Here is a 23,137-nt window from a genome sequence, read left to right as displayed (position 1 = left end):
GGCTGACGCTGGCTTTCGCGGTTGTCCCGCGCTATCCCGCTAAGTGTGTGATGGGGAAGGGTAGCCGATGCCGCTCATGTCAGATCTCATGCCGATGCTGGCGCTACTGCTGGCGATCGGTGCCTTTGCCGGTGTGATCGCCGGGCTTCTCGGCGTCGGTGGCGGCATCGTGCTGGTGCCGGCGTTCTACTACGCCTTCACCGGGCTCGGCTATGGCGGGCCGGACGTGATGCAGGTCTGCCTTGCGACTTCGCTCGCGACGATCATCGTGACCTCGATCCGCTCGGTGCTGGCGCATAACCGCAAGGGCGCCGTCGACTGGGCGATCCTGAAGGGCTGGGCGCCCGGGATCGCCATTGGCGCGGTGGTTGGCATGCTTGCCGTGGCCCAGCTCAGGACGCCGACTTTGCAGGCGATCTTCGGAGCGCTGGCGCTCCTGGTCGCCTTCTATCTCGGTTTCGGTCGGACGGACTGGCGACTCGCGCCGGAGATGCCGAAGGGCGGGCGTCGCGCGGTCTTGTCGCCTTCGGTCGGCTTCCTGTCCGTGCTGATGGGGATCGGCGGCGGGTCGTTCGGAGTGCCGCTGATGAGCCTGCACGGGGTGCCGATTCATCGCGCCGTGGCGACGGCGGCGGGTTTCGGCGTGGTGATCGCCGTGCCCTCCGTGGCCGGGTTCCTGCTGACCGAAGTTACCGGCGCGCCACCCTACACGGTGGGCGCGGTCAATCTGCCGGCCTTCGTCGTGATCATCGCGATGACGCTGATCACGACGCCCTGGGGCGTGAAGCTCGCCCATGCGATGGACCCGAAGCCCCTGCGGCGCGTCTTTGCGGTCTTTCTCGCGCTCGTCGCGCTCAACATGCTGCGGAAGGCGGCAGGATGGTAGCGGTCTTCGCGGCACGCGGCTGGGCGCGGTTTCCGGCCGATCCCGCACTGGCCCGCTGGACCGCCGCAGCCCTGCCGGCAGCGCTCCTGGCCCTCGCCGCGGGCGCGGAGCCATTGAGATGCGGCGGCACCTGGGACGTTGGGCTGGATGCGCTGCCGAACGACGCGGCAGGCGCGGTCGGGGGCGTGCCGCTGGCGGGCGCCGCCATCGACGCGGTCGAGACCCTGACGGGACGGCTACCACTTCACCGCGCGCAGCTCTCGACGGTCTATCCGGGCTATCCGCGTCCCTGGGCCGAGGAAAGCGACGCCGCGTTCCGGTACCGGCTGACGCGAGACTCCGCGCATGTGGACGGACTGCTGCCGGTCGGGCCGGACCGGCGCCGGATGATCCGCGAGCCGCATGCCTGGATTCTCGGCCTGCCGTTGACCCGAACCGGGCCGGGTGCGAGTCCCCCGGCCGTCTGGGAGGGCAGTCACCGGATCATGGCGCGGGCCTTCTCGGAGGCGCTCGCCGGGCATCCGACAGCCTGCTGGGCCGAGGTCGACGTCACCGACGCCTACCACGCCGCCCGGCGCGAGGCCTTCGCCACGTGCGAGCGGGTTGTCCTTGATGCCGGACCGGGCGAGGCGGTGCTGATCCATCGCCTGGCGTTGCATGGCATCAGCCCCTGGGCCGAGGGCGCCGAAGCCCCTCCGGAGGGCCGCATCATCGCCTATTTCCGCCCCGAACTGCCCGGCGGCATCGCCGACTGGCTGAAGGTCTGACCGAGGCCGCGCGGGCTCAGTCCCTGCCGCCCGTCCGCGCCGCCCGGCCGCCGCGTCTTTGCCGCAGCCGCGGTTGGCGCGCAGGCAGATCGGCCATGACCGCGCGCCGTTCCTCGGGGGTCATCCGCCCCCACCGCCCGATCTCGTCGATCGAGCGCAGGCAGCCGACGCAGAGCCGTTCCACGGGGTGGATCGTGCAGATCTTCACGCAGGGGCTGTCGATCTCCTGCCGCTTCCAGACCTCGTCCGTCATCCCTGCCGCCTCATATGCCCGATCCTGTCCAACGCTCCTTGCAGGATATACCCCGCCGCGACGTGGTCGATCACCTCCGAGCGACGCTTGCGCGTCGTATCTGCCTCAAGAAGCGCCCGCTCCGCAGCCACAGTCGACAGCCGCTCGTCCCAAAAGCCGATCGCGAGGTCGGTGAGACGGCTGAGGTTGCGCGCGAAGGCGCGGGTCGACTGGCAGCGCGGACCCTCGCTGCCGTCCATGTTGAAGGGCAGGCCAAGCACGATCCCGCCGATCTCGCGCTTCTCGCAGATCGCCAGCAGTGCTGCCGCGTCGAGCGTGAACTTCTTGCGCCGGATCGTCTCCAGCGGCGTCGCGACCGAAAGCCGCCGGTCCGAGACGGCGACGCCGATGGTCTTCTCGCCGAGGTCGAGGCCCGCGAGCGCGCGATCGCGCGGAAGGGCCGCGACGAAGCTGTCCAAAGCGTCGTGGATCACTTTGCCGCCCCCGCCTGACGTGCGGCGGCCCGCACGGTTTCCAGATCCGCCTCGTGGCCGGCAAAGACCGCCTGCGCCTCGGTCCAGACCGCCTTCGCGCGCTCGGTTTCTCCCAGGACCCCGAGCGAGGTGATGAGCCGCGCCCAGTCCTCGGCCGGTCCGCCCTCGCCGGAGAGCCGCTCGGCAAGGCCGTCGACCATGCCGCGGATCATGCCGAGGCGCTCCTCCTGGCTCATCTCGGCCGCTGCCGCGATGTCGCCGGCGTCCGGACCGGACGCTGCCGGGGCAGGGGGCGTGTAGCGGACACCCGCCGCGGCGGCCAGCATCTCAATCTGCGCCCGGATCGGCGCGATCCAGGGCGCGTCCTCTGGACCCTCTTCGAGCAGGGCCTTCCAGACCTGGAAGGCCCGGTCGGGACGCCCTGTCTGCGCCCACATCAGCCCGGTATAGAACCGGGCGGTCGGGTTTCCCGGATCGAGTCGCAACGCCTCGGTCAGCGCGGCCTCCGCCTCGGGCGACACATAGCCGCCGGCCGCGAGCACGTAGCTGTCGGCCAGCGTCGCGTGATCGTTGGCCGTCGCCGCGTCGCCCGCAAGCGCAATGACGCGCGCCTGCGCCTCGGCGGCGGCCATGTGGTTGCCGAGCGCGGCCTCGTTGCGGGCGAGCAGCCGCTGACCGGTGATGTCGTCCGGATTCTCCGCCACCGCGGTCCTGAGCCGCTCCATCAATCCGGCATAGGCCACATCGGGTGCGGGCGGGGCAGGGAGCTTCGCGGAGGCGACCGCCTCGGCCTGCGAGGGACGTTCGTCATGGAGGACCGCCGCCCGCTCGATCCTTTGGCCGATCGGCAGGTCAGGATACCCGGGAGCGCCGATCGTGAGGTAGAGCGCGAAGGCGCCCGCCAGCGCGACAACGATGCCGGCGACCGGCATCGTGACCGATCCGCGCGCCGTGCCCGCCGGGCCGCCGGTCCGGTCGGCATCCAGAAGCCGCCGCGACACCTCGAGTCGGGTGCGTTCCGCCTCGGCCGGTTCAATGACGCCGCGGGCGAGATCGCGGTCCACCTCGGCCAGCTGGTCGCGGTAGACACCGATGTCGGCATTGGCGGCGACCTGCCGGCCACCTTGGGCCAGCGAGCGCAGAAGCGCCGCGCCGGCGGCGGCGGCTAGGGCGAGCGACACGATCCAGAAGAGCATTTTGCCTCCGAAGTTCCGCCATCATCTAAGCGTTTCGGGACGGTCCCGAAAGGGCAAAGCCCGGTTCAGGGGCGGTGAGATTGTCGCATATGGCGGCTCATGTCGCATTTTTCCCAATAGCGACGCTTGCCAGCCTGTCGCAAATCACCCTGCGTTTAAGTAGGCGCCGTGGGTGGATACGCTGCCCGAAGGGGGATTCGACATGGCCATGAAACGCTACTCGGCTTTTGCAGTCGCTCGCCACGCGATGAGCTATCATCTCGGCTGGGAGCGTGCATGGGGTTCGCCCGCGCCGAAAAAGAAATACGACGCGATCATCATCGGCGCCGGCGGCCACGGCCTCGCCTCTGCCTATTATCTCGGCAAGAACTACGGGATCACGAACGTCGCGATCATCGAGAAGGGCTGGCTCGGCGGCGGCAACACCGGCCGCAACACCACGATCATCCGCTCGAACTACCTGCAGGATCCTTCTGCCGCGATCTACGAAAAGGCCCGCTCGCTCTACGAGACGATGAGCCAGGACCTGAACTACAACGTCATGTTCTCCCCCCGCGGCCTTCTCATGCTCGGCCAGACCGAGCACGAGGTCCGCGGCTACAAGCGCACCGTCTATGCCAACAACCTGCAGGGCGTCGCGACCGAGTGGATCTCGCCGCAGCGGGTGAAGGAACTGGTGCCGATCATGAATATCGACGGCCCCCGCTACCCGGTCCTCGGCGCGCTCTACCAGGCGCGCGGCGGCACCGCGCGGCACGACGCGGTGGCCTGGGGCTACGCCCGCGCCTGCTCTGCGATGGGCATGGACGTGATCCAGCAATGCGAAGTGACCGGCATCCGCACCGAAGGCGGCAAGGTCGTCGGCATCGACACTTCCAAGGGCGCGATCGACTGCGACAAGCTCGGCATGGTTGTCGCGGGTCACTCCTCGGTGCTCGCGGAAATGGCGGGCTTCCGGCTGCCGATTGAATCGCTGGCGCTCCAGGCGCTCGTCTCCGAACCGATCAAGCCCTGCATGGACGTGGTCGTGATGGCCAACACCGTGCACGGCTACATGAGCCAGTCCGACAAGGGCGAGATGGTGATCGGCGGCGGCACCGACGGGTTCAACAACTACACCCAGCGCGGCTCCTTCCATCACATCGAGGAAACCGTCCGCGCACTGGTCGAAACCTTCCCGATGATCTCGCGCCTGAAGATGCTGCGCCAGTGGGGCGGCATCGTCGACATGACCGGCGACCGTTCGCCGCTGATCTCGAAGACGCCCGTCGACAACATCTTCGTCAACTGCGGCTGGGGCACCGGCGGATTCAAGGCGATCCCTGGCTCGGGTTGGGCGATGGCGGAACTCATGGCGCGCGGCCACTCGCCGCTGGCCGAGGAGTTTTCCATGTACCGTTTCCGCGAAGGCAAGTTCATCGACGAAAGCGTCGCCGCCGGGGTCGCGCACTGATGGCCCTTCATCTTGCCAGAAATATCCCGGGGGCGCCGGCCGGTTCGCCACTGGTTCAAGTACCAGCCGGCGCGGGGCAACGCTCCCGGCCGGCTTCCGAAAGGACAACGACATGCTGACCCTTGAATGCCCCTACTGCGGCGTGAAAGCCGAGGAAACCGAGCTCCAGGCCGGCGGCGAGGCGCATCTGAAGCGCTACGGGCCGGGCTCGACCGACGAAGAGTTCGACAGCTACATGTTCAGCCGCAAGAACCCCAAGGGCGTTCATTTCGAACGCTGGCGGCATGCCTATGGCTGCGGCAAGTGGTTCCTGGCCGCGCGCTGCACCGCGACTCTCGAGGTGTTCGGCACCTACAGCGCGCAGACCAAGGAACCGCCTGCGGACATGCAAGCGAAGATCAAGGCGAAACGCCCGAACTGGGAGGGCTACAAATGAGCACGCGTCTTCAGAAAGGCGGCCGCCTGATCGACCGCTCGAAGGCTCTGTCCTTCACCTTCAATGGCAAGCCCATGAAGGGCTTCGCCGGCGATACGCTCGCCTCGGCTATGCTCGGCGCGGACCAGATGATGGTTGGCCGTTCTTTCAAGTATCACCGCCCGCGCGGTGTCGTGGCCTCGGGTGCGGAAGAGCCGAACGCGCTCGTCGGTCTCGGTGAGGGCGGCCGGTTCGAGCCGAACCAGCGCACCACGACCACCGAGCTTTTCGAAGGCGCGGTGACGGCGAGCCAGAACCACTGGCCGAGCCTCGAGTTCGACGTCGGCGCACTGAACGACAAGTTCTACAGGTTCCTGCCGGCGGGCTTCTACTACAAGACCTTCATGTTCCCGCGCTTCGCGTGGAAACATGTGTTCGAGCCGATCATTCGCCAGTCCGCAGGTCTCGGCAAGGTGCCGCAGAGCCGTGACGAGGACCGTTACGAGTATGCCTATGCCTTCGCCGATCTCGTGATCGTCGGCGGCGGCATCGCCGGCCTTGCCGCGGCGCTCGCCGCTGGCAAGCAGGGCAAGCGCGTCTGGCTTGTCGAGCAGACCGCGAACTGGGGTGGCCGCGCCGTCGTCGACGGAGTCCAGATCGAGGGCGCTGACGCCGACAGCTGGGTGAAGGAAACCGTCCAGGCGCTTGAGAAGATGGAGAATGTCACGCTCCGCACCCGGACGATGGCCTCGGGTCTTTATGACCACGGCTATCTCCTGGCCTATGAGCGCATCGCCGACCATACGCCGGGCGACGGACGCCCGCGTCACCGGCTCTGGCGCATGCGTGCCGGACATGTCGTCACCGCGACCGGCGCGATCGAGCGGCCGCTTTCCTTCGCCGGCAACGACATACCCGGCGTCATGCTGGCCTCGGCGGTGCGCGACTACGTCGTCAACTGGGCGGTCAGCCCCGGCGACCGCACCGTGATCGTGACTAACAATGACGACGCCTACCGCACCGCGCTGGCGCTGCTCGACGCGGGCCTCGTGGTTCCGGCCGTGATCGACGCGCGCCCCGAAGCCAAGGGCGAACTCCCGCAGGCAGTGCGCGCCCGTGGCGTGCGCGTGCTCGAAGGCCACGGCATTGCCAAGGTCAAGGGCGGCAAGCGCGTCACCGGGGTCGCGACCTGCATCCAGGCCGGCGAGGGCGCCGAACTGGAGCAGATCGCTTGCGACGCCGTCGCGATGTCCGGCGGCTGGTCGCCGGTCGTCCATCTCTGGTCCCATTGCGGCGGCAAGCTCAACTGGGACGACAATCTGGCGATGTTCCGTCCCGACCCGAAGCGTCCGGCGACGGGCGAGGACGGCGCGGCGATGGTGACCGCCGTTGGCTCGGCCAACGGCATCCTCTCCGCCCAGGACGTGCTGGCCGATGCCCATCAGGCGGTCGGCGGCAAGGGCACGGCGCCCGGCGCCGTCTCCGAGGCGGAAGAACCGCTGATGCCGGTCTGGATCATGCCGCAGGGCGCAGGCCCGGCGCTGCGGTTCAAGATGTGGCTCGACCCGCAGAACGACGTGAAGGTGTCGGACGTCCAGCTCGCCGCCCGCGAGGGTTACGAGTCGGTCGAGCACACCAAGCGCTACACCACGCTCGGCATGGCGACCGACCAGGGCAAGATCTCCAACATCAACGGTCTGGCGATCCTCTCGGACTCGCTCAACCGCGCGATCCCGGAGACCGGCACCACGACCTTCCGCCCGCCCTACACGCCGATCTCGATGGGCGCGATCGCGGGCGAGGCGCGCGGCGAGATCTTCCAGCCGCTGCGCAAGACGCCGATGCACGAATGGCACGAGACCCACGGCGCCCATTGGGAGCCGGTCGGTCTCTGGCGCCGTCCGTACTGCTTCCTGCGCTCGGGCGAGGGCGTCCACGACGCGGTCAACCGCGAGATCCGGCAGGTCCGGAACTCGGTGGGCCTGCTCGACGCCTCGACGCTCGGCAAGATCCTCGTGAAGGGGCCGGAAGCGGGCAAGTTCCTCGACATGCTCTACACCAACATGATGTCGACGCTGCCGGTCGGCAAATGTCGCTACGGTCTGATGTGCAACGAGAACGGATTCCTCTCGGACGACGGCGTCGTCGTGCGCCTGACCGAGGACACCTGGCTCTGCCACACCACGACCGGGGGTGCGGACCGCATCCACGGCTGGATGGAAGACTGGCTCCAGTGCGAGTGGTGGGACTGGAAGGTCTATACCGCGAACGTCACCGAACAGTATGCGCAGGTGGCAATTGCGGGCCCGAACGCCCGGAAACTGCTCGATAAACTCGGCGGCATGGATCTCTCGAAAGAGGCGCTGCCGTTCATGGAATGGCGTGAGGGCACGCTCGGCGGGTTCCGCGCGCGGGTGCACCGGATCTCGTTCTCGGGCGAGCTTTCCTTCGAAGTCGCGGTTCCGGCGTCGGAAGGTCGCGCCTTCTGGGACGCGCTGATCGCGGCCGGCGAGGAGTTCGGCGTGATGCCCTACGGCACCGAGGCCATGCACATCATGCGGGCCGAGAAGGGCTTCATAATGATCGGCGACGAGACCGACGGCACCGTGATCCCGCAGGATCTTAACCTGCAGTGGGCGATCTCGAAGAAGAAGGAAGACTACCTCGGCAAGCGCGCCCAGGAACGCTCCTTCATGGCGAGCCCGGACCGGTGGAAGCTCGTTGGCCTCGAGACGCTCGACGGAGCGGTCATTCCGGACGGCGCCTACGCTGTCGCCGAGGGCTACAACGCCAACGGCCAGCGCAACATGCAGGGCCGGGTGACCTCGACCTACCATTCGCCGACCCTCAACAAGGGGATCGCGATGGGGCTCGTGAAGCACGGTCCCGACCGGATGGGCGAGGTGATCGACTTCCCGGTGGACAATGGAAAGGTGGTCAAGGCGCGGATCGTCGATCCCGTCTTCTACGACAAGGATGGAGAAAAGCAAAATGTCTAAGGCAGTCAGCGCCTTGGGGGGCGTTTCTCACAAGGGTTTCGTAGAGGTGTCCGAAGCGGGCTTGCAGGGCATGATCACCGTTCGCGGTGACCTGGCCTCGGCCAAGATGAAGAAGGCTGTGAAGGCAGCGACCGGCACCGCCGTTCCGGAGGCACGCCGGATCGTCATCGCCGGCGACAAGGCTGCCGCCTGGATGTCGCCGGACGAGCTTCTCATCATGGTGCCCTACACCGAAGCGCTGGCCACGGTGGCGGCGCTGGAAGAGGCGCTTGCCGGTGAGCACCACATCGTCGCGGACGTCTCCGACGCCCGCGCGATGTTCCGCATCAAGGGCGCGAAGGCGAGCCAGGCGCTCTTGAAGCTCTGCCCGGTCGACTTCGAGACCCTCGCGGAGGGCGAGATCCGCCGCACGCGCGCGGCCCAGGTCGCCGCGGCGCTCTGGAAGTCGGCGGAGGACGAGTTCAGCCTTGTCTCGTTCCGCTCCGCCGCGGGCTATGTCTTCGGCGCGTTGGAAGTGTCGGCCCGCACCGGTTCGGAACCGTTCCCGGCGTAATTCGGAAGTCCCCGGTCCTCCAGGGGGCGGGGGCTGGTCGGTTGTCCGGCGAGTAGCTCCAGACAGTGCAAAACGCCCCCCGGTTGTCCGGGGGGCGTTTTGTTCAGCGGCAGGCCCCGACTGGACGCCTTCTGAGAGGCGATGCCAGTCGGTCTAGAACTCGAGCGTTGCGCGAAGGCCCAGCCGGTTCTCCTCTTCGCCGTCGGCGGTGTCCAGGAATGCCAGTCCGGCGTCGAGGATCCAGCTGGCACCGGTTCCGAAAGCCGATTCGGCCGGCCGAAAGATCACGCCAAGGGCGATAAGTTCGTCCGTCGCGTCTGGCTCCCCGAAGACCTCTGTCTTCCGGTTGGTAAAGGTCGCGGTGTAGGTCAGCGGTCCGGATTCGATGGCCGCGGTTGCCGTGCTGAAGAGTGCATCTTCGGGCGCGCTCTCGAAGTTGCGGAAATAGGCAACTTCTCCGAGCAGGATCAGGTCGGCGCTGTCCGAAAGCGAGAAGCGCTTGGTGACCGCGCCGAGATAGCCGATCTCGTCCGCGGGCACGATCTCCTCGTCGATCTGCTCCTCAGTCTGGGCGCCGGCCTTCTGGTAGCGCAGCCCGAACCGGCCACCGGCATCGCCCTCCTCGAAGCAGTTCGCGGCCTCGGCGCCCGAGCAGAAGTCGTAGAAGATGCCGGCCGAACCGATCCCCTCGACATTGCCGGCCCCGCCGTCGGCGAGCGTCAGCCGCGGCCGCTGCGAGCCGATCGAGCGGTTCAGGACCGTGCGGTCGGTCGTGAAAAGGTTGACGGTCACGGCATGCGACACCGACGCCGCCTCGAAGGGCACGGAGGCCTGGACGCCCCAGCGCTCCTCGGCGTCGTAATCGCCCACGATGTCGGTGCCATAGAGGTCGCTGAGCGCCGCGCTGGCGAGGCTGAAATCGGGATCGAACTTGCCGACACGGAAGCTGAACGGGTCAGTTTCGTACTGGCCAAAAACCTCGCCGATATAGGCGCCGGGGCCATCCGAGACGAACCCGGCCGCATTGGGGCTTTCGCTGATGTTCTCCGCGGTGATGGAGCCGACGAAGCTGAACGCCTCGGTGGCCCTGAACAGGAGGTCGAGGGTCAGCGTCGGTTCAAGGCTGGTCGACTTGGAAGGTGGTGGCGTGGCGTCGAAGATCCAGTCAGCCTGCAACTCCAGCGTGAAAGCGGTGTCCAGGCACGGTGCTGTGCACTCCTCGGCTGTCGCCGCCATCGTGGAGAAGGCCATGCCGACTCCGGCGAGGCAGAAGCTGCGGAACACGCGAAAGTCCGGTGCGCGGTCGTATTGAATTGTCATTGTTACCTTGATCGCGTCTTAGCTGCTCAACGGGTCCAATCTGACACATGTCAGGCGAAATTGTGAACCATATTATGATCGTCACATGGCTGTGCGCCCTATTCGCCACAAGAAGGCAAGCGAGCTGGGAACGTTCGGAATCGAGACGCCGCCGGGCGTTTTCGTCGGCGCCGGATGGGCGCGAGGGTGCTTGAAAATATCGCAGTAAGATATTGAATTATAATAGAAAGACCTGATCGCCGCGGGCAGGAGGCGCGCATTGATTTCGGCGTTGTTTCAGCGGCGGCATTTCGGCATGCTCACTAAATCCTTTGGGTAATTGCTGGCTGAAACGACCTATGTGACAATGGTATCTCATCGATTTTCATCCGCTAGTCATACATGTGTCAGGCATTATTGACTGGCCGCATGGGGTTCGGGGGAGGTTATGGGTGTTCGGGGCGGACTTGTTGCAGGATTGGCGTTTCTATTCGTGACACCGGCAGTGGCGGAAGTGGAACTGCTCGAGATTGACGCAAACAATTTCAGTGACCGTTCTCATGTCATCGACAACGTCTGGACGCCGCTAAGACCGGGCGAACAGATGGCCTATGAAGGGTGGACCGTCGACGACGCCGGCGAAAAGGTAAAGCACCTCTATGTCGCCACCGTTACCGACCTGACGAAGATGGTCGCGGGAATCCGTGTGCTTGTCCTTCTGGAGGAGGATTTCCAGGACGATACCCTGATCGAGCAGGAGATTGCTTTCAGGGCGCAGGACAATGACGGGAATGTCTGGCATGTGGGCGAGCTGACCGAGGCATTCGATGGCGAAGAGCTGATCGGTGCGAAGCTCTGGTATGCTGGCGTGCCCGAGGGTGCCAGGGCGGGCATCAAGTTGGTGGCCGATCCCAAGGTCGGCGACCCCGAGCTTTCGCAAGGTTACGCGCCTCCGCCGGTGAACTGGACCGACAGCGGTCAGGTGACAGAGGCGGGGCTGACGGTGACGGTGCCCGCGGGCGAATTTGCGGATGTGATAGCGATCGACGAGCATGATCAGGAGACCGAGGAGGGCGTGTTCCAGACCAAGTACTACGCGCCGAACGTCGGGCTCGTGAAGATCGGCTTCAAGGGCGACGATCCGAACAAGGAAGAGCTTTTTCTCACTGAAGTCATTGAACTGGACGAAACAGGAATGGAGCGCGCCAGAGAGCTTGCGCTCGAAATAGACGGTCGCGGCTTTGGTTATGCCGCGACGACACCAGCACAAAGAACCGAGGACTGAATCGGCGGCGTCGAAAGAGCGCCAATCAGTCGGAGAATGAGGAGGCTTTCGGAGCAGGTCTGTAGCGACTGCTAATAGGAGGTTTTGACATGACCAGGATCTACGAGGCTGCCGTCCGATACCGGCTATTGATTCTCGTGGTCAGTGTCGTGGTCATGGTGGTCGGCGCGATCGAGTTCCGGCGGATGCCCGTCAACCTGCTTCCGGACCTCTCGCCGACCATCGTCGAGGTGCAGACCGAGGCGCTCGGGCTGGCTGCCCAGGAAGTCGAGGCGATGATCACGGTTCCGCTAGAGGCGGACATGCTCAATGGCCTGCCATGGGTCCAGCGGATCGACTCGCGCTCGATCACGGGACTGTCCTCGATCGAAATGGTGTTCGAGCCCGGCACCGACCTGATGATCGCGCGCCAGATGGTGCAGGAGCGGCTGACGGCCGCTCATGCGCTTCCCAACGTCTCCAAGCCTCCGATCATGCGCCAGCCCGTCGCGACCGACGCGCGGGTCGTGCAGATCGGCCTGAGCTCCGAAACGCTGTCGCAGATCGACCTCTCCGTGCTCGCGCGCTGGACCATCCGGCCGCGGCTTTCGGGCGTTCCGGGCGTCGCGAACATCTCGATCTGGGGCGAACGTCAGCGCCAGATGCAGGTGATCGCCGATCCCGATGTTCTGTCGCAAAACAGCGTCCGGCTTGAGGACATCATCCGGACATCGGGTAACTCGATGTGGGTATCGCCGCTTTCGTATCTGAACGCATCGACGCCCGGAACCGGCGGATTCATCGACACGCCGAACCAGCGACTCGGCATCCAGCACGTCTTCCCGATCGTGTCCCCGACGGACATGATGGGGCTGCCGCTGTCGAGCAACCCCGAAATGGCGATCGGCGACGTCGCTGAGGTCGTCGAGGGGCACCAGCCGCTCATTGGCGATGCCTTGATCAACGGCAAGCCGGGCCTTCTCATGGTTATCGAGAAGTTCCCCTGGGCCAGCACGGCCGAGGTCGTGCGCGACATCGAACGCGCTATGGCCGGCATGAAGCCGGGTCTGCCCGGCGTTGACGTGAACATGGATATCTATACCGCCGGTGCGATCGCCGAGCGCGCAGCAGACCGGATCCGGCTCGTGGCGGCGCTCGGTGCGGCGGCGGCGCTGGCCGTGATCGCGCTCGCGTCGCGCGACTGGCGCTTCACCGCCGTCTCCGGCTTCACCGCCGGTGCCGCGGCGCTCATGTCGGTCGGATTGCTCACCAACATGAACGGGGTGGTCAGCGGTGCGCTGCTCGCCGGGTTGTTCGCTGCGACCGGGATGATCCTTCACGATGCGCTTCAGGCGGCGGCTCCGGCCGGCGCGGAGGCAAACGATCGAAAGCGGACGCTTCTGGTCGTCACCACGTTTGCGGCACTTCTCGCCGCGGCGCCGCTCATGTTCCTTGACGGCGTCAGCGGTGCAGTCGCGGCGGCCTCGGTCTGGCCCTATATGGTCGCGATCGCACTGTCGCTCGTGGCGGCGCTGCTGGTGGCGCCGGCTCTTGGCACGCTGATCGGTGACCAGAGGCACGTTGCCGCGCCGGCCTTCGCGGCCGCCGGGGCGGGCGTCTCGCGGATGCCAGGTCTTGCGCTGGTTGGTCTTCTGGTGGCCGGCGGGGCGGGTGTCGTCGCGATGGTCAACATGGCCGCGGCGCCGGAATTCCGCAACGAGAACGTGCTTGTCGAGTGGAACTCGGCACCCGGCACGTCGCTCGAGGTCGTGATGGCTGAAGGACAGGCGCTGTCCGATACGCTGCTCGCAAGCGACTCTGTCGCGCATGCGGCGCTGCAGGTCGGCCGGGCCGAGATTTCGGACGAGGTTCTGAACGCGAACGCCGGTTCGATATGGTTGACGCTCGCCGATGGTGTGAGCCCGGCCGCAGCCGAGCCCGAGATCGCCCGGATCGTTGAACAGGCCGGTCTTGCGGCTTCGGTCACGAGCTATCAGAACCGCCAGATCGCGCGTGCCGCGCCGCCGACGGCGAGCGCGGACATGCTGGTCAGGGTCTATGGCCATGATTTCAACGAGTTGAATGCCAAGGCTCAGGAAGTCGCGGATAGACTGGTCGCCATCGGAGGCATCAGCGGCGCCGAGTTGCGTCAGACCGAGCTTGAGCCGGTGGTCGAAGTCGAAGTCGATCTGGACAAGGCCGCGCAATACGGTGCCAAGCCGGGCGATGTTCGTCGCGCGCTCTCGGCGCTGGTCGCGGGGATTCAGGTTGGCCAGTTCTTCGAGAACCAGAAGGTGTTCGACGTGGTCGTTTGGGGCGATGGAACCCATCGTGGTTCGGTCGAGGCTATCCAGACCGCGCTGATCGACGCGCCTGCAGGCAAGGTGGCGCTGTCAGAGCTGGCCGATGTGCGGATCTCGTCGATGCCGGCCTTCATCAACCGCTCGGCCGTGTCGCGCTTCGTCGAGATCGCGGTCACGGCGCCTTCGGTCGATATGGCGCTGGTACGCGAGGTCGAGGCTGCGCTCGCGGCGATCGATTATCCGCTCGAATACCATGCGGAGGTGGTCGGTGGAGCCGCGCTCGCCTCGACTGGCGGCGGCATTCCGATCTGGCAGGTCGCGATCGCGGCCGCGATCGGGATCGTGCTCCTGATGCAGGTCGCGCTCGACAGCTGGTCGCGTGCGGTGCTGGCGACGGTCTATGCGGCGTCGATCGGCTCGATCGCGGCGCTTGCGGCCTTCGCTTTGGGCGTGTGGTCGGTGGCCGCGGCAATCGGCGCGGTGGCTGCCTTCGGCATCGGGTTGAAGGATGCGGCGACCTCGATGCGGTTCGATGCCCGCGACCCGGCGATGGCGGCGCTCTTCACGGCCAAGATGGCGACAATCCTGGCGCTCGTTCCGGCAATCGCGCTGTTCGCGCCGGGGCTGGAGTTCATCTGGCCGGCGTCCGTGGCGCTGGTCGCGGGCCTGGTGGGCGCAGCCGTGATGTCGCGCTTCGTCCTGCCGGCGCTCGCTGATCCCGAGTCGGACGCGGCTCTCGCAAGGGGAGGACAAGTCAATGCGTGATATCAGACACATGCCGATGCTGTGCCTCGCCTTCGGTCTGACCTGTCCCGCGCCGCTTCTGGCGGCCGGGGGGGGCGGGGGCGGATATGTCTCCGACGCGCCGATCCCCTGGCACATGACCGTGGACGACGAAGGGCGCAATGTTATCGAGCTGATCCCGAATGCGGTGACGCGGCTCGGGTTGGAAATGGCGGAAGTCTCCGAATGGATGCCGCCGGAACCGCCCGCCGAGGAGCTCGTGGTCTCCTCGGTCGAGGAGCTCCAGCCTGTCGCCGCATCCGAGGATCCGACGGAGATCGTCAAGGTGCCGGTCCAGCCGCAGCTCACTGTGCCCTATGGATCGTTGATCTACTGGGCCGACGGCACAACCTGGGTCTACGGCGAGAACGAGATCGAACGGCATTACGTCCGTTTGCCGGTACGTGTCGATCGGATCGAGGATCAGACGGTCTATCTGAAGTCGGGCCCGCCCGTGGGAACCGTGATCGTGTCGGTTGGTGCCGCCGAACTCTTTGGTGCCGAGACCGGCACCGGCCATTGAACGGAGGCGCGTTATGTTCAGGTTTCTGATCGAAGCAAGCATGCGCTTTCGCTATATCGTGATCGCGCTCGCCGCCATGCTGGTCATATTCGGGGCGCAGCGGACCAACGATCTGAGGGTCGACGTGTTCCCCGAATTCGCGCCGCCTCTGGTCGAGATTCAGACGCCCTCGCTCGGGCTTACGTCGATCGAGGTCGAGGAATACATCACGATCCCGCTCGAACAGGGTCTGGCCGGGATTGCCGGGCTCGACATCATCCGGTCGAAATCGGCGCCGCAACTGTCGTCCATCGTGATGATCTTCACGCGCGACACCGATCTTCTGCGTGCGCGTCAACTGGTGCAGGAGCGGGTCAACGAGATCTCGGCGACGCTGCCGACCTGGTCGAGCCCGCCGGTGATCCTGCCGCCGCTTTCGGCGACGAGCCGGATCATGAAGATCGGCCTGTCGTCGGAGAAATACTCGCTGATCGACATGTCGATGACGACCTACTGGAAGATCCGCGAGCGGCTCTTGCGGGTGCCCGGCGTGGCAAACGTTGCGATCTGGGGCGAGCGTCTGGAGATGATGCAGGTGCAGGTCGATCCCGCGCGCCTAGCCGAAAACGGGGTGACGCTGGACACGGTGATGGAAAGCACCGCCGATGCGCTCGATGTCGGTCTTCTGCGCTACTCCGACGGCGCGCGAGTCGGCACCGGCGGCTTCATCGACACCGACACGAACCGTTATCCGATCCACCATGTGTTGCCGATCCACACGATCGACGATCTGAAGAAGGTCAGCGTCACCGGCACCGACAAGACGCTGGCCGACGTGGCCGATGTCAAGATCGACCACCAGCCGCTGATCGGCGACGCGGTGATCAATGACGGTCCGGGGCTCCTTCTCATCGTCGAGAAGTTTCCCTGGGCCAATACACTCGACGTGTCACTGAACGTCGAGGAGGCGATCGACAAGATGCGTCCGGGACTTCAGGATATCGAGATCGATACAGAGATTTTCCGCCCAGCGACGTTCATCGAGACTTCGATCGACAACCTTTCCAAGGCGCTTCTCGTGGCCGCGGTGCTGGTCACGCTGGTGCTCTGGGTCTTCCTGTTCGACTGGCGCATCGCGCTTATCTCTATCGTCGCCGTGCCGGTGTCGCTGCTCGGGGCGCTCCTGGTGCTCGACTGGCAGGGAATGACGATCAATACGATGGTACTCGCGGGCTTCGCGATCGCGCTCGGCGCGGTGGTGGACGACGCGATCATCGACGTCGAGAACATCGTCCGACGATTGCGCGAAAACCGCGCGAAGAATCTCGGCCGCTCGACCTTCCGGGTGATCCTCGAAGCCTCGCTCGAGATCCGGGCCGCGATCGTCTTCGCGACCGCGATCATCGTGCTGGCGGTCGTGCCGGTCTTCTTCCTCGAAGGCCTCTCGGGATCGTTCTTCCGGCCGCTCGCCTGGTCCTACGCGGTGGCCTTGATGGCTTCGCTCGTCGTGGCGGTGACCATCACGCCCGCGTTGAGCTATGTGTTGCTCGGCAATCGCGACATCGGCGACAAGCCGGCGCCGCTGGCCCGGTTCCTTGTCGCCGGCTACCGCCGGATGCTGGACGCGATCTTCGCCGTTCCGCGCCTGACCGTGACGACTTGCGTGGTTCTGCTCGGCGCCTGCTTCACGCTCTTGCCCTTCATGGGCCAGCAACTCCTGCCCTCGTTCAAGGAGCGTGACTTCCTGATGCACTGGGTCACGGCCCCCGGCGTCTCGCAGCCCGAGATGTACCGGATCACGGTCCAGGGCAGCAAGGAGTTGCGAGATATCGAGGGGGTGCGCAACTTCGGCGCCCATATCGGCCAGGCTCTCTACATGGACGAGGTCGTAGGCATGCATTTCGGCGAGAACTGGGTCTCGGTCGATCCCGCGGCGGACTATGACGCCACGCTCGACCGCATCCAGGAAGTGGTCGACGGCTATCCGGGGCTTTACCGGGACGTTCTGACCTATCTCAAGGAGCGCATCCGCGAGGTTCTGACCGGCGAGAGCGAGCCGATCGTCATACGCATCTTCGGTCCCGACTTCGAGGGGATCCGCGAACAGGCTGACCGCGTGGCTGAAGCGATCGGCGGCGTGGAGGGGCTCGTGGGCCTGCATGTCGGGCTGCAGAAGAACGTGCCGCAGATCGACATCCGAACCGACGTCGCCAAGGCCGCAAGCTATGGCCTGAAGCCGGGAGACGTGCGGCGCGCGGTCTCGACGATCATCTCGGGGATCGAGGCCGGCGACATCCATACCCATGCGCGCACCTATGACGTCCAGGTCTGGGGCACGCCGGAGGTGCGGGCGTCGCTGACCGATATCGAGAACATCCTGATCGACGCGCCGATCGGCGGGCAGGTGGCCCTGAAGGAAGTGGCAGATATCGCCGTCACGCCGACGCCCAACATCATCCAGCACGAGGATCTCTCGCGCTCGATCGAGGTCGGTGCCCATGTCTCGGGCCGCGATCTTGGTTCGGTCGCCTCCGAGGTGGAGGATATCGTCGAAGAGATGGAGTTCCCGCTCGGGTACCACTTCGAGATGCTGGGTGAGTTCGCGGAGCTGCAGGCCTCGCAAACCCGGCTCATCGCGGTGGAGATCGCGGTCGCGCTCGGGATTTTCGCGCTTCTGCATGCCTCGTTCCGCTCGGTCCGCTACGCCGCGGTCGCCTTTGCGGCGATGCCGGCGGCTCTGGCCGGCGGGGTCGTTGCCGCCTGGCTCGGCGGCGGGATCTTCTCGCTTGGTTCGCTGGTGGGGTTCATCACCGTGCTCGGCATCGCCGCGCGGAACAATATCCTGATGATCAGCCATTGCCAGCGGCTCGGCGAGGAGGGAATGCCCTTCGGCCCCGAACGGGTCAGCCAGGCCGCCTGCGAACGGCTGGCACCGATCCTGATGACCGCGATCACGACGGGTGCGGCGCTTCTGCCGCTCGTGGTGGCGGGCGAGATCCCCGGACACGAGATCGAGTTCCCGATGGCGGTGGTGATCCTCGGAGGGCTGGTCAGCTCGACGCTGGTCAACCTGCTGATCATGCCGGTCCTGATCCTGTGGTTCGGTGCCGCAGCCGAACGCGAGGCTCTCGCGGCCACTGGCGAGGCGTCTGCCGGAGGGTGGGCCGGCGCTCACTGACGCATTTGCCAAACCGCGAAAAGAACGCCCCGGCGCACGCGCCGGGGCGTTTTTTTGCCGTGTCCAGTGGGCTTTCCGGGAGGTGCCTATGCGAGGCCCGCTGCCGACCCGACGCCCGTTACTCCATCTCGATCGTGCCGGGGGGCTTCGAGGTGATGTCGTACATCACCCGGTTGATGCCCTTGACTTCGTTGATGATCCGGGTCGCGGTCTCGCCGAGGAAATCATGGGTGAACGGGTAGTAATCCGCGGTCATGCCGTCGACCGAGGTCACCGCGCGAAGCGAGCAGGCGAAATCATAGGTCCGCCCGTCGCCCATCACGCCGACGGTCTTTACCGGCAGGATCGCGACGAAGGCCTGCCAGATCTCGTCGTAAAGCCCGTGCTTGCGGATCTGGTCGATGTAGACCGCATCGGCCTGGCGCAGGATCTCCAGCTTCTCGCGGGTGATCTCGCCGGGACAACGGATCGCGAGGCCGGGGCCGGGGAAGGGATGGCGGCCGATGAAGCGGTCCGGCAGGCCGAGCTCGCGCCCGAGCGCGCGAACCTCGTCCTTGAAGAGCTCGCGGAGCGGCTCGACGAGTTTCAGGCCCATCTTTTCCGGCAGGCCGCCCACGTTGTGGTGCGACTTGATCGTGACCGAGGGGCCGCCCGAGAAGCTGACCGACTCGATGACGTCCGGATAGAGCGTTCCTTGCGCGAGGAAGGTGGCGCCGCCGACCTCGCCCGCGTGTTTCTGGAAGACGTCGATGAAGAGCTTGCCGATGGTCTTGCGCTTCACCTCGGGGTCCGAGACACCCTCGAGCGCGCCGAGGAAGAGGTCGGCCTCGTCCGCGTGGATCAGGGGAATGTTATAGGTGTCGCGGAACATTGACACCACTTCCTCGGCCTCGTTGAGGCGGAGAAGGCCGTGGTCCACGAAGACGCAGGTAAGCTGGTCGCCGATCGCCTCGTGGATGAGGATCGCGGCGACCGAGCTGTCGACGCCGCCCGAAAGTCCGCAGATCACCTTCTGGTCGCCGACCTGGGCCCGGATCTTCTCGATCGCGTCCTCGCGGTAGGCGCGCATCGTCCAGTCGCCGCTGAAGCCGGCGAGGCGGACGAAGTTCTCGTAGAGCTTCGCGCCCTTCGGCGTGTGGTGCACCTCGGGGTGGAACTGCACGGCGAAGAAGCGGCGCTCGGGGTCGGCGGTGATCGCGAAGGGGGCGTTGGGCGAGGTGCCGTAGACCTGGAAGCCGGGCGCGATCGCGGAGACGTGGTCGCCGTGGCTCATCCAGACCTGTTCGCGGCCTCCCGCGAACCAGCCGTCGAGGAGCGGAAGCCTGTCGTCGGTCGGCGTGACATAGGCGCGGCCGAACTCCGCGGTCTTGTGGCCGCGCTCGACGCGGCCGCCGAGGCAATGCATCATCACCTGCTGCCCGTAGCAGATGCCGAGGATCGGCACGCCAAGATCGAACACGCCCGCGGGCGGCATCGGTGCGCCGTCGGAAAAGACCGAGGCAGGGCCACCGGAGAAGATCACCGCCTTCGGGGCGAAATCCTTCAGGAAGGCATCGTCCACCCGGTTGTAGGGGTGGATCTCGCAGTAGACGTTCAGCTCGCGCAGGCGCCGCGCAATCAGCTGCGTGACCTGGCTGCCGAAGTCGATGATGAGGAGGCGGTCATGGGCGTGTGTCATGGCCGGGGAATATTGCCTTGTCCGGTTCGGCGCAAGGGTATTTGGCGGGGGAGGCGGGGGCTGTCCGCCCCCGCGCACCCGAGGATATATCGGGCAAGATGAAAGGAGATCAGGCTGCCTTTGCCTTGGCGCGCAGGAGCATGCCGTAAAGGTCGCGCGGATCGTCGGGATCGGCGATCATGTCGAGCGGCTCGCTGTAAGGCAGGGCCTTCAGCTGGTCATGGACGTAGCGCAGCGCCGAGAAGTCCTCGATCGCGAAGCCGACCGAGTCGAAGAGCGTGATCTGGCGCGGATCGGAGCGGCCGGTCGCGGCGCCGGTGATCACCTGCCAGAGCTCGGTGACCGCGTGGTCGGGGTCGAGCTGCTGGATCTCGCCCTCGATGCGGGTCTGCGGCGGGTATTCGACGAAGATCGAGGAACGCAGGAGTATGTCCTTGTGCAGCTCGGTCTTGCCGGGGCAGTCGCCGCCGACCGCGTTGATATGGACGCCGGCGCCGACCATGTTGTCGGTCAGGATCGTCGCGCATTGCTTGTCGGCGGTGCAGGTGGTGATGATGCCGGCACCTTCCATCGCCTCCTCGGCGGTCTTGCAGGCGGTCAGCGCAAGGCCGGACCCCGCGAGGTTCCGGACGCATTTGGCCGTCGCGGCGGGGTCGATGTCGTAGAGCCGGACCTCGCTCACGCCGCAGATCGCCTTGAAGGCCAGCGCCTGGAACTCGGCCTGGGCGCCGTTGCCGATCATCGCCATCGTGGTCGCTCCCTTCGGCGCGAGGTGCCGGGCGGCGAGCGCCGACATCGCGGCGGTGCGCAGCGCGGTGAGGATCGTCATCTCTGTCAGGAGGATCGGGTAGCCGGTATTCACCTCCGCCAGCAGGCCGAAGGCGGTGACGGTCTGGAGCCCTTCCTTGGTGTTCTTCGGGTGGCCGTTGACGTATTTGAAGCCGTACATGGCGCCATCCGAAGTCGGCATCAGCTCGATCACCCCGACTTCGGAATGCGAAGCCACGCGCGGAGTCTTGTCGAAGCTTTCCCAGCGGCGGAAATCGGCCTCGATATAGGAGGCGAGGTCGGTCATCACGCGCTCGGGGCCGAGGTGAAGCACGAGCTTCATCATGTTGTCGACGCTGACGAAGGGGACGATTGAAAGATTTGAAGGCTGGGTCATTTCGGGGTCTTGTCCTGATGGGGGGTCGGGCGGGCCGACAAGTGGATACCGGCGATCATGCAGCGCACGGAGCCTCCGGCGAGTTCGATTGTAGGGACGTCGAGAGGCACGAGCCGCGCCGAGCGTTCGATCTCGGCCCGCTGTGCGGCGTCGAGGGCTGCGGCGGCGCGCGTCGACAGGGCGAGGATGCGCCCCTGCGCTCCGGTCAGCTCGATCGCGTTGCCGGCGAATTCGCCGATCTGCGCCGCCATCAGCGGGATCACCGTGCGCCCGGCCTCGGCCAGTCGCTGGGCGACCGTTTCGCGGCGCTCCGGATTCGTGATCATGTCGAGCCCGACGAGAGCGTAGTCGGTGGCCACGCACATCAGAACATTGGTGTGATAGACGGCGCGGCCCTCGGCGTCGACAGCGTCAAAGGCAATCGGTTCGTAGGCAAAATGGGTGCAGAAGCGTTCGAGAACGATTGGATCTGCGCGGTTCGAACGCACCGTGTAAGCGATGCGGCCGACATGGTCGAGCACCATCGCCCCGGTGCCTTCGAGCGCCAGCCCGTCCTCTTCGAGGCCCGACATGTCGATGACCTCCTGCAGCCGGTAGCGCGACTTAAGCATCTCGGTCACGTCGGGGCGGCGTTCGCGGCGGCGATTGCTTGCGAACATCGGATAGACTGCGACCTGGCCGCCGGAATGGGTCGAGAACCAGTTGTTCGGAAAGACGCTGTCCGGCGTCTCGTTCTGGCCATGATCGTCGAAGACATGAACCGTCACGCCCTCGGCGCGCAGGCGTGCGACGGCGGCATCGTGTTCGGCGAGCGCGGCCTTGGACAAGGCGGCGGTCTCGGCATTCGCGTCCTTCTGGAACGCGTTGTCGGCCCTGGTCTCGGGGTTCGGCACGAAGGCGTGCGGTCGGATCATCACAACCGCGTCGGGTGCCTGAAGAAGGTTGCGCGGGGGCAGGTAGGTCATCAGGCGCTCCGCGTCGGGCGATCGAAGACCTTGCGGCCCATCAGGGAGCCGACGAGTTCCACCATCAGCCGCGCGGTCTTGCCGCGCTCATCGAGGAAGGGGTTCAGCTCGACGAGGTCGAGCGAGCTGACGAGACCGGACTCGTGCAGATGCTCCATCACAAGATGTGCCTCGCGGAAAGTAGTGCCGCCCGGGACCGTGGTGCCGACGGCGGGCGCGATACCGGGGTCGAGGAAGTCGACGTCCAGCGAGACATGGAGGAGACCGTTCTCGGCCCGCACAATGTCGAGGAATTCGCGCAAGGGCGCGACGATGCCGCGCTCGTCCAGAACGCGCATGTCGCAGACGGTCATGTCGGTTTCCAGAAGCCCGGAGTGCTCGGCCTGATCGACCGAGCGGATGCCGTAAAGGCAGATGCGTTCGGCCGGAACCGGCGCGGGAAAGGGCGGGAAGGCGTCGAAGCCGGGGCGGCCGGCGATATAGGCGACGGGCGTGCCGTGCAGGTTGCCGGACTGGGTCGTCAGCGGCGTGTGGTAATCCGAATGCGCGTCGAGCCAGAGCACGAAAAGAGGCCGGCCGGCCTTCGCGGCATGGGCCGCGACCCCGGCGACGGAGCCGAGCGACAGCGAATGGTCGCCGCCCATGAAGATCGGCAGGCCCTTGGCCATCGCTTCCTCGCCGGCTTCGGCGAGCGCCTCGGTCCAGGCGACGGTCTCGGCGAGGTGGTGGACGGCCGGATTTGCGCAGTCGGTCTCGCGCAGCGGCGCCGGGGTCACGTCGCCATGGTCGATCACGGACTGGCCAAGGGTCTCGAGGCTCTGGGCGAGGCCGGCGACCCGGTAGGCGGCCGGCCCCATGAGGCAGCCTTCGCGTTTCTGGCCGGTGTCGATCGGCGCGCCGATCAGGATGCAGGTCGGTTTCATGAGCGTCTCCGGTGTAACGGGGGGCGAAGAGCAGTCTCTTGCCGGATTGCGTCGGTTTGAAGTAAATCTATGATCAATATGT

The 23,137-nt window shown here is 66.1% G+C and carries 18 protein-coding genes; 10 read left to right on the top strand and 8 right to left on the bottom strand.

The annotated features are described in order from the left end of the window. Positions 1 to 67: 67 nt before the first annotated feature. Together R5H32_RS00930 and R5H32_RS00925 are read left to right on the top strand one after the other, a co-directional pair. Positions 68 to 886 (top strand): sulfite exporter TauE/SafE family protein, encoded by an 819-nt coding sequence (locus R5H32_RS00930; RefSeq protein WP_318336809.1) that lies wholly within the window; start codon positions 68 to 70, stop codon positions 884 to 886. Next, a complete protein-coding gene (locus tag R5H32_RS00925) occupies positions 880 to 1,653 on the top strand; it encodes a hypothetical protein (RefSeq protein ID WP_318336808.1) in 774 nt (257 codons plus the stop codon). Before R5H32_RS00930 ends, R5H32_RS00925 begins: the two co-directional genes overlap by 7 nt. 16 nt (positions 1,654 to 1,669) lie before the next feature. Here R5H32_RS00925 and R5H32_RS00920 read toward each other — a convergent pair whose 3' ends face one another. The 3 genes from R5H32_RS00920 to ccmI are packed head-to-tail and all read right to left on the bottom strand — an operon-like array spanning position 1,670 to position 3,575. Further along, a complete protein-coding gene (locus tag R5H32_RS00920) occupies positions 1,670 to 1,906 on the bottom strand; it encodes a DUF1289 domain-containing protein (protein ID WP_318336807.1) in 237 nt (78 codons plus the stop codon). Then, positions 1,903 to 2,379, bottom strand: coding sequence for a Holliday junction resolvase RuvX (gene ruvX / locus R5H32_RS00915; RefSeq protein WP_263332757.1), 477 nt, complete (start codon positions 2,377 to 2,379; stop codon positions 1,903 to 1,905). The genes R5H32_RS00920 and ruvX overlap by 4 nt, the downstream gene beginning before the upstream one ends. Next, positions 2,376 to 3,575, bottom strand: coding sequence for a c-type cytochrome biogenesis protein CcmI (gene ccmI, locus R5H32_RS00910; RefSeq protein WP_318336806.1), 1,200 nt, complete (start codon positions 3,573 to 3,575; stop codon positions 2,376 to 2,378). The genes ruvX and ccmI overlap by 4 nt, the downstream gene beginning before the upstream one ends. Positions 3,576 to 3,783: 208 nt before the next feature. On the opposite strand from ccmI, the gene R5H32_RS00905 reads away from it, so the two are divergent. From R5H32_RS00905 to R5H32_RS00890, 4 genes are all read left to right on the top strand, one after another. After that, on the top strand, positions 3,784 to 5,028 hold the full coding sequence (locus R5H32_RS00905) for a sarcosine oxidase subunit beta family protein (RefSeq protein ID WP_318337325.1): 1,245 nt from the start codon (positions 3,784 to 3,786) through the stop codon (positions 5,026 to 5,028). A 112-nt stretch (positions 5,029 to 5,140) separates the two neighbouring features. Beyond that, entirely contained in the window at positions 5,141 to 5,464 is a 324-nt protein-coding gene (locus R5H32_RS00900; protein ID WP_318336805.1) for a sarcosine oxidase subunit delta, read from the top strand. Continuing rightward, positions 5,461 to 8,442 (top strand): sarcosine oxidase subunit alpha family protein, encoded by a 2,982-nt coding sequence (locus tag R5H32_RS00895; RefSeq protein ID WP_318336804.1) that lies wholly within the window; start codon positions 5,461 to 5,463, stop codon positions 8,440 to 8,442. Before R5H32_RS00900 ends, R5H32_RS00895 begins: the two co-directional genes overlap by 4 nt. Continuing rightward, positions 8,435 to 8,995 carry a sarcosine oxidase subunit gamma gene (locus R5H32_RS00890; RefSeq protein WP_318336803.1) on the top strand — a complete coding sequence of 187 codons (561 nt, stop codon included), beginning with the start codon at positions 8,435 to 8,437 and terminating at the stop codon, positions 8,993 to 8,995. The genes R5H32_RS00895 and R5H32_RS00890 overlap by 8 nt, the downstream gene beginning before the upstream one ends. Positions 8,996 to 9,148: 153 nt before the next feature. On the opposite strand, the gene R5H32_RS00885 is transcribed toward R5H32_RS00890, so the two are convergent. After that, positions 9,149 to 10,315 carry a hypothetical protein gene (locus tag R5H32_RS00885; protein ID WP_318336802.1) on the bottom strand — a complete coding sequence of 389 codons (1,167 nt, stop codon included), beginning with the start codon at positions 10,313 to 10,315 and terminating at the stop codon, positions 9,149 to 9,151. A 493-nt stretch (positions 10,316 to 10,808) separates the two neighbouring features. On the opposite strand from R5H32_RS00885, the gene R5H32_RS00880 reads away from it, so the two are divergent. The 4 genes from R5H32_RS00880 (at position 10,809) to R5H32_RS00865 (ending at position 18,324) form a co-directional block, all read left to right on the top strand. Next, positions 10,809 to 11,579, top strand: coding sequence for a hypothetical protein (locus tag R5H32_RS00880; RefSeq protein WP_318336801.1), 771 nt, complete (start codon positions 10,809 to 10,811; stop codon positions 11,577 to 11,579). 89 nt (positions 11,580 to 11,668) lie between these two features. Next, a complete protein-coding gene (locus R5H32_RS00875; protein ID WP_318336800.1) occupies positions 11,669 to 14,626 on the top strand; it encodes an efflux RND transporter permease subunit in 2,958 nt (985 codons plus the stop codon). Beyond that, positions 14,619 to 15,167 carry a hypothetical protein gene (locus tag R5H32_RS00870; RefSeq protein WP_318336799.1) on the top strand — a complete coding sequence of 183 codons (549 nt, stop codon included), beginning with the start codon at positions 14,619 to 14,621 and terminating at the stop codon, positions 15,165 to 15,167. Before R5H32_RS00875 ends, R5H32_RS00870 begins: the two co-directional genes overlap by 8 nt. Positions 15,168 to 15,207: 40 nt before the next feature. Then, positions 15,208 to 18,324 (top strand): efflux RND transporter permease subunit, encoded by a 3,117-nt coding sequence (locus tag R5H32_RS00865; RefSeq protein ID WP_318336798.1) that lies wholly within the window; start codon positions 15,208 to 15,210, stop codon positions 18,322 to 18,324. 118 nt (positions 18,325 to 18,442) lie between these two features. On the opposite strand, the gene guaA is transcribed toward R5H32_RS00865, so the two are convergent. The 4 genes from guaA to rocF all read right to left on the bottom strand — a co-directional run bounded on the left by guaA (position 18,443) and on the right by rocF (position 23,055). Then, entirely contained in the window at positions 18,443 to 20,002 is a 1,560-nt protein-coding gene (gene guaA / locus R5H32_RS00860) for a glutamine-hydrolyzing GMP synthase (protein WP_318336797.1), read from the bottom strand. A gap of 109 nt (positions 20,003 to 20,111) precedes the next feature. Further along, entirely contained in the window at positions 20,112 to 21,167 is a 1,056-nt protein-coding gene (locus tag R5H32_RS00855; protein WP_318336796.1) for an ornithine cyclodeaminase, read from the bottom strand. Beyond that, positions 21,164 to 22,132, bottom strand: coding sequence for a citrulline utilization hydrolase CtlX (ctlX, locus tag R5H32_RS00850; protein ID WP_318336795.1), 969 nt, complete (start codon positions 22,130 to 22,132; stop codon positions 21,164 to 21,166). The genes R5H32_RS00855 and ctlX overlap by 4 nt, the downstream gene beginning before the upstream one ends. After that, positions 22,132 to 23,055: an arginase gene (gene rocF, locus R5H32_RS00845; RefSeq protein WP_318336794.1), complete on the bottom strand. Its 924-nt coding sequence runs from the start codon at positions 23,053 to 23,055 to the stop codon at positions 22,132 to 22,134. The genes ctlX and rocF overlap by 1 nt, the downstream gene beginning before the upstream one ends. Between the last annotated feature and the right edge of the window lie 82 nt (positions 23,056 to 23,137).

Origin of the sequence: Defluviimonas sp. D31, assembly GCF_033436765.1 — a bacterium.
Lineage (GTDB): Bacteria > Pseudomonadota > Alphaproteobacteria > Rhodobacterales > Rhodobacteraceae > Albidovulum.
The sequence above is the reverse complement of the archived record's forward strand: the minus strand, read 5'-3'. Positions and strand labels throughout refer to the sequence as shown.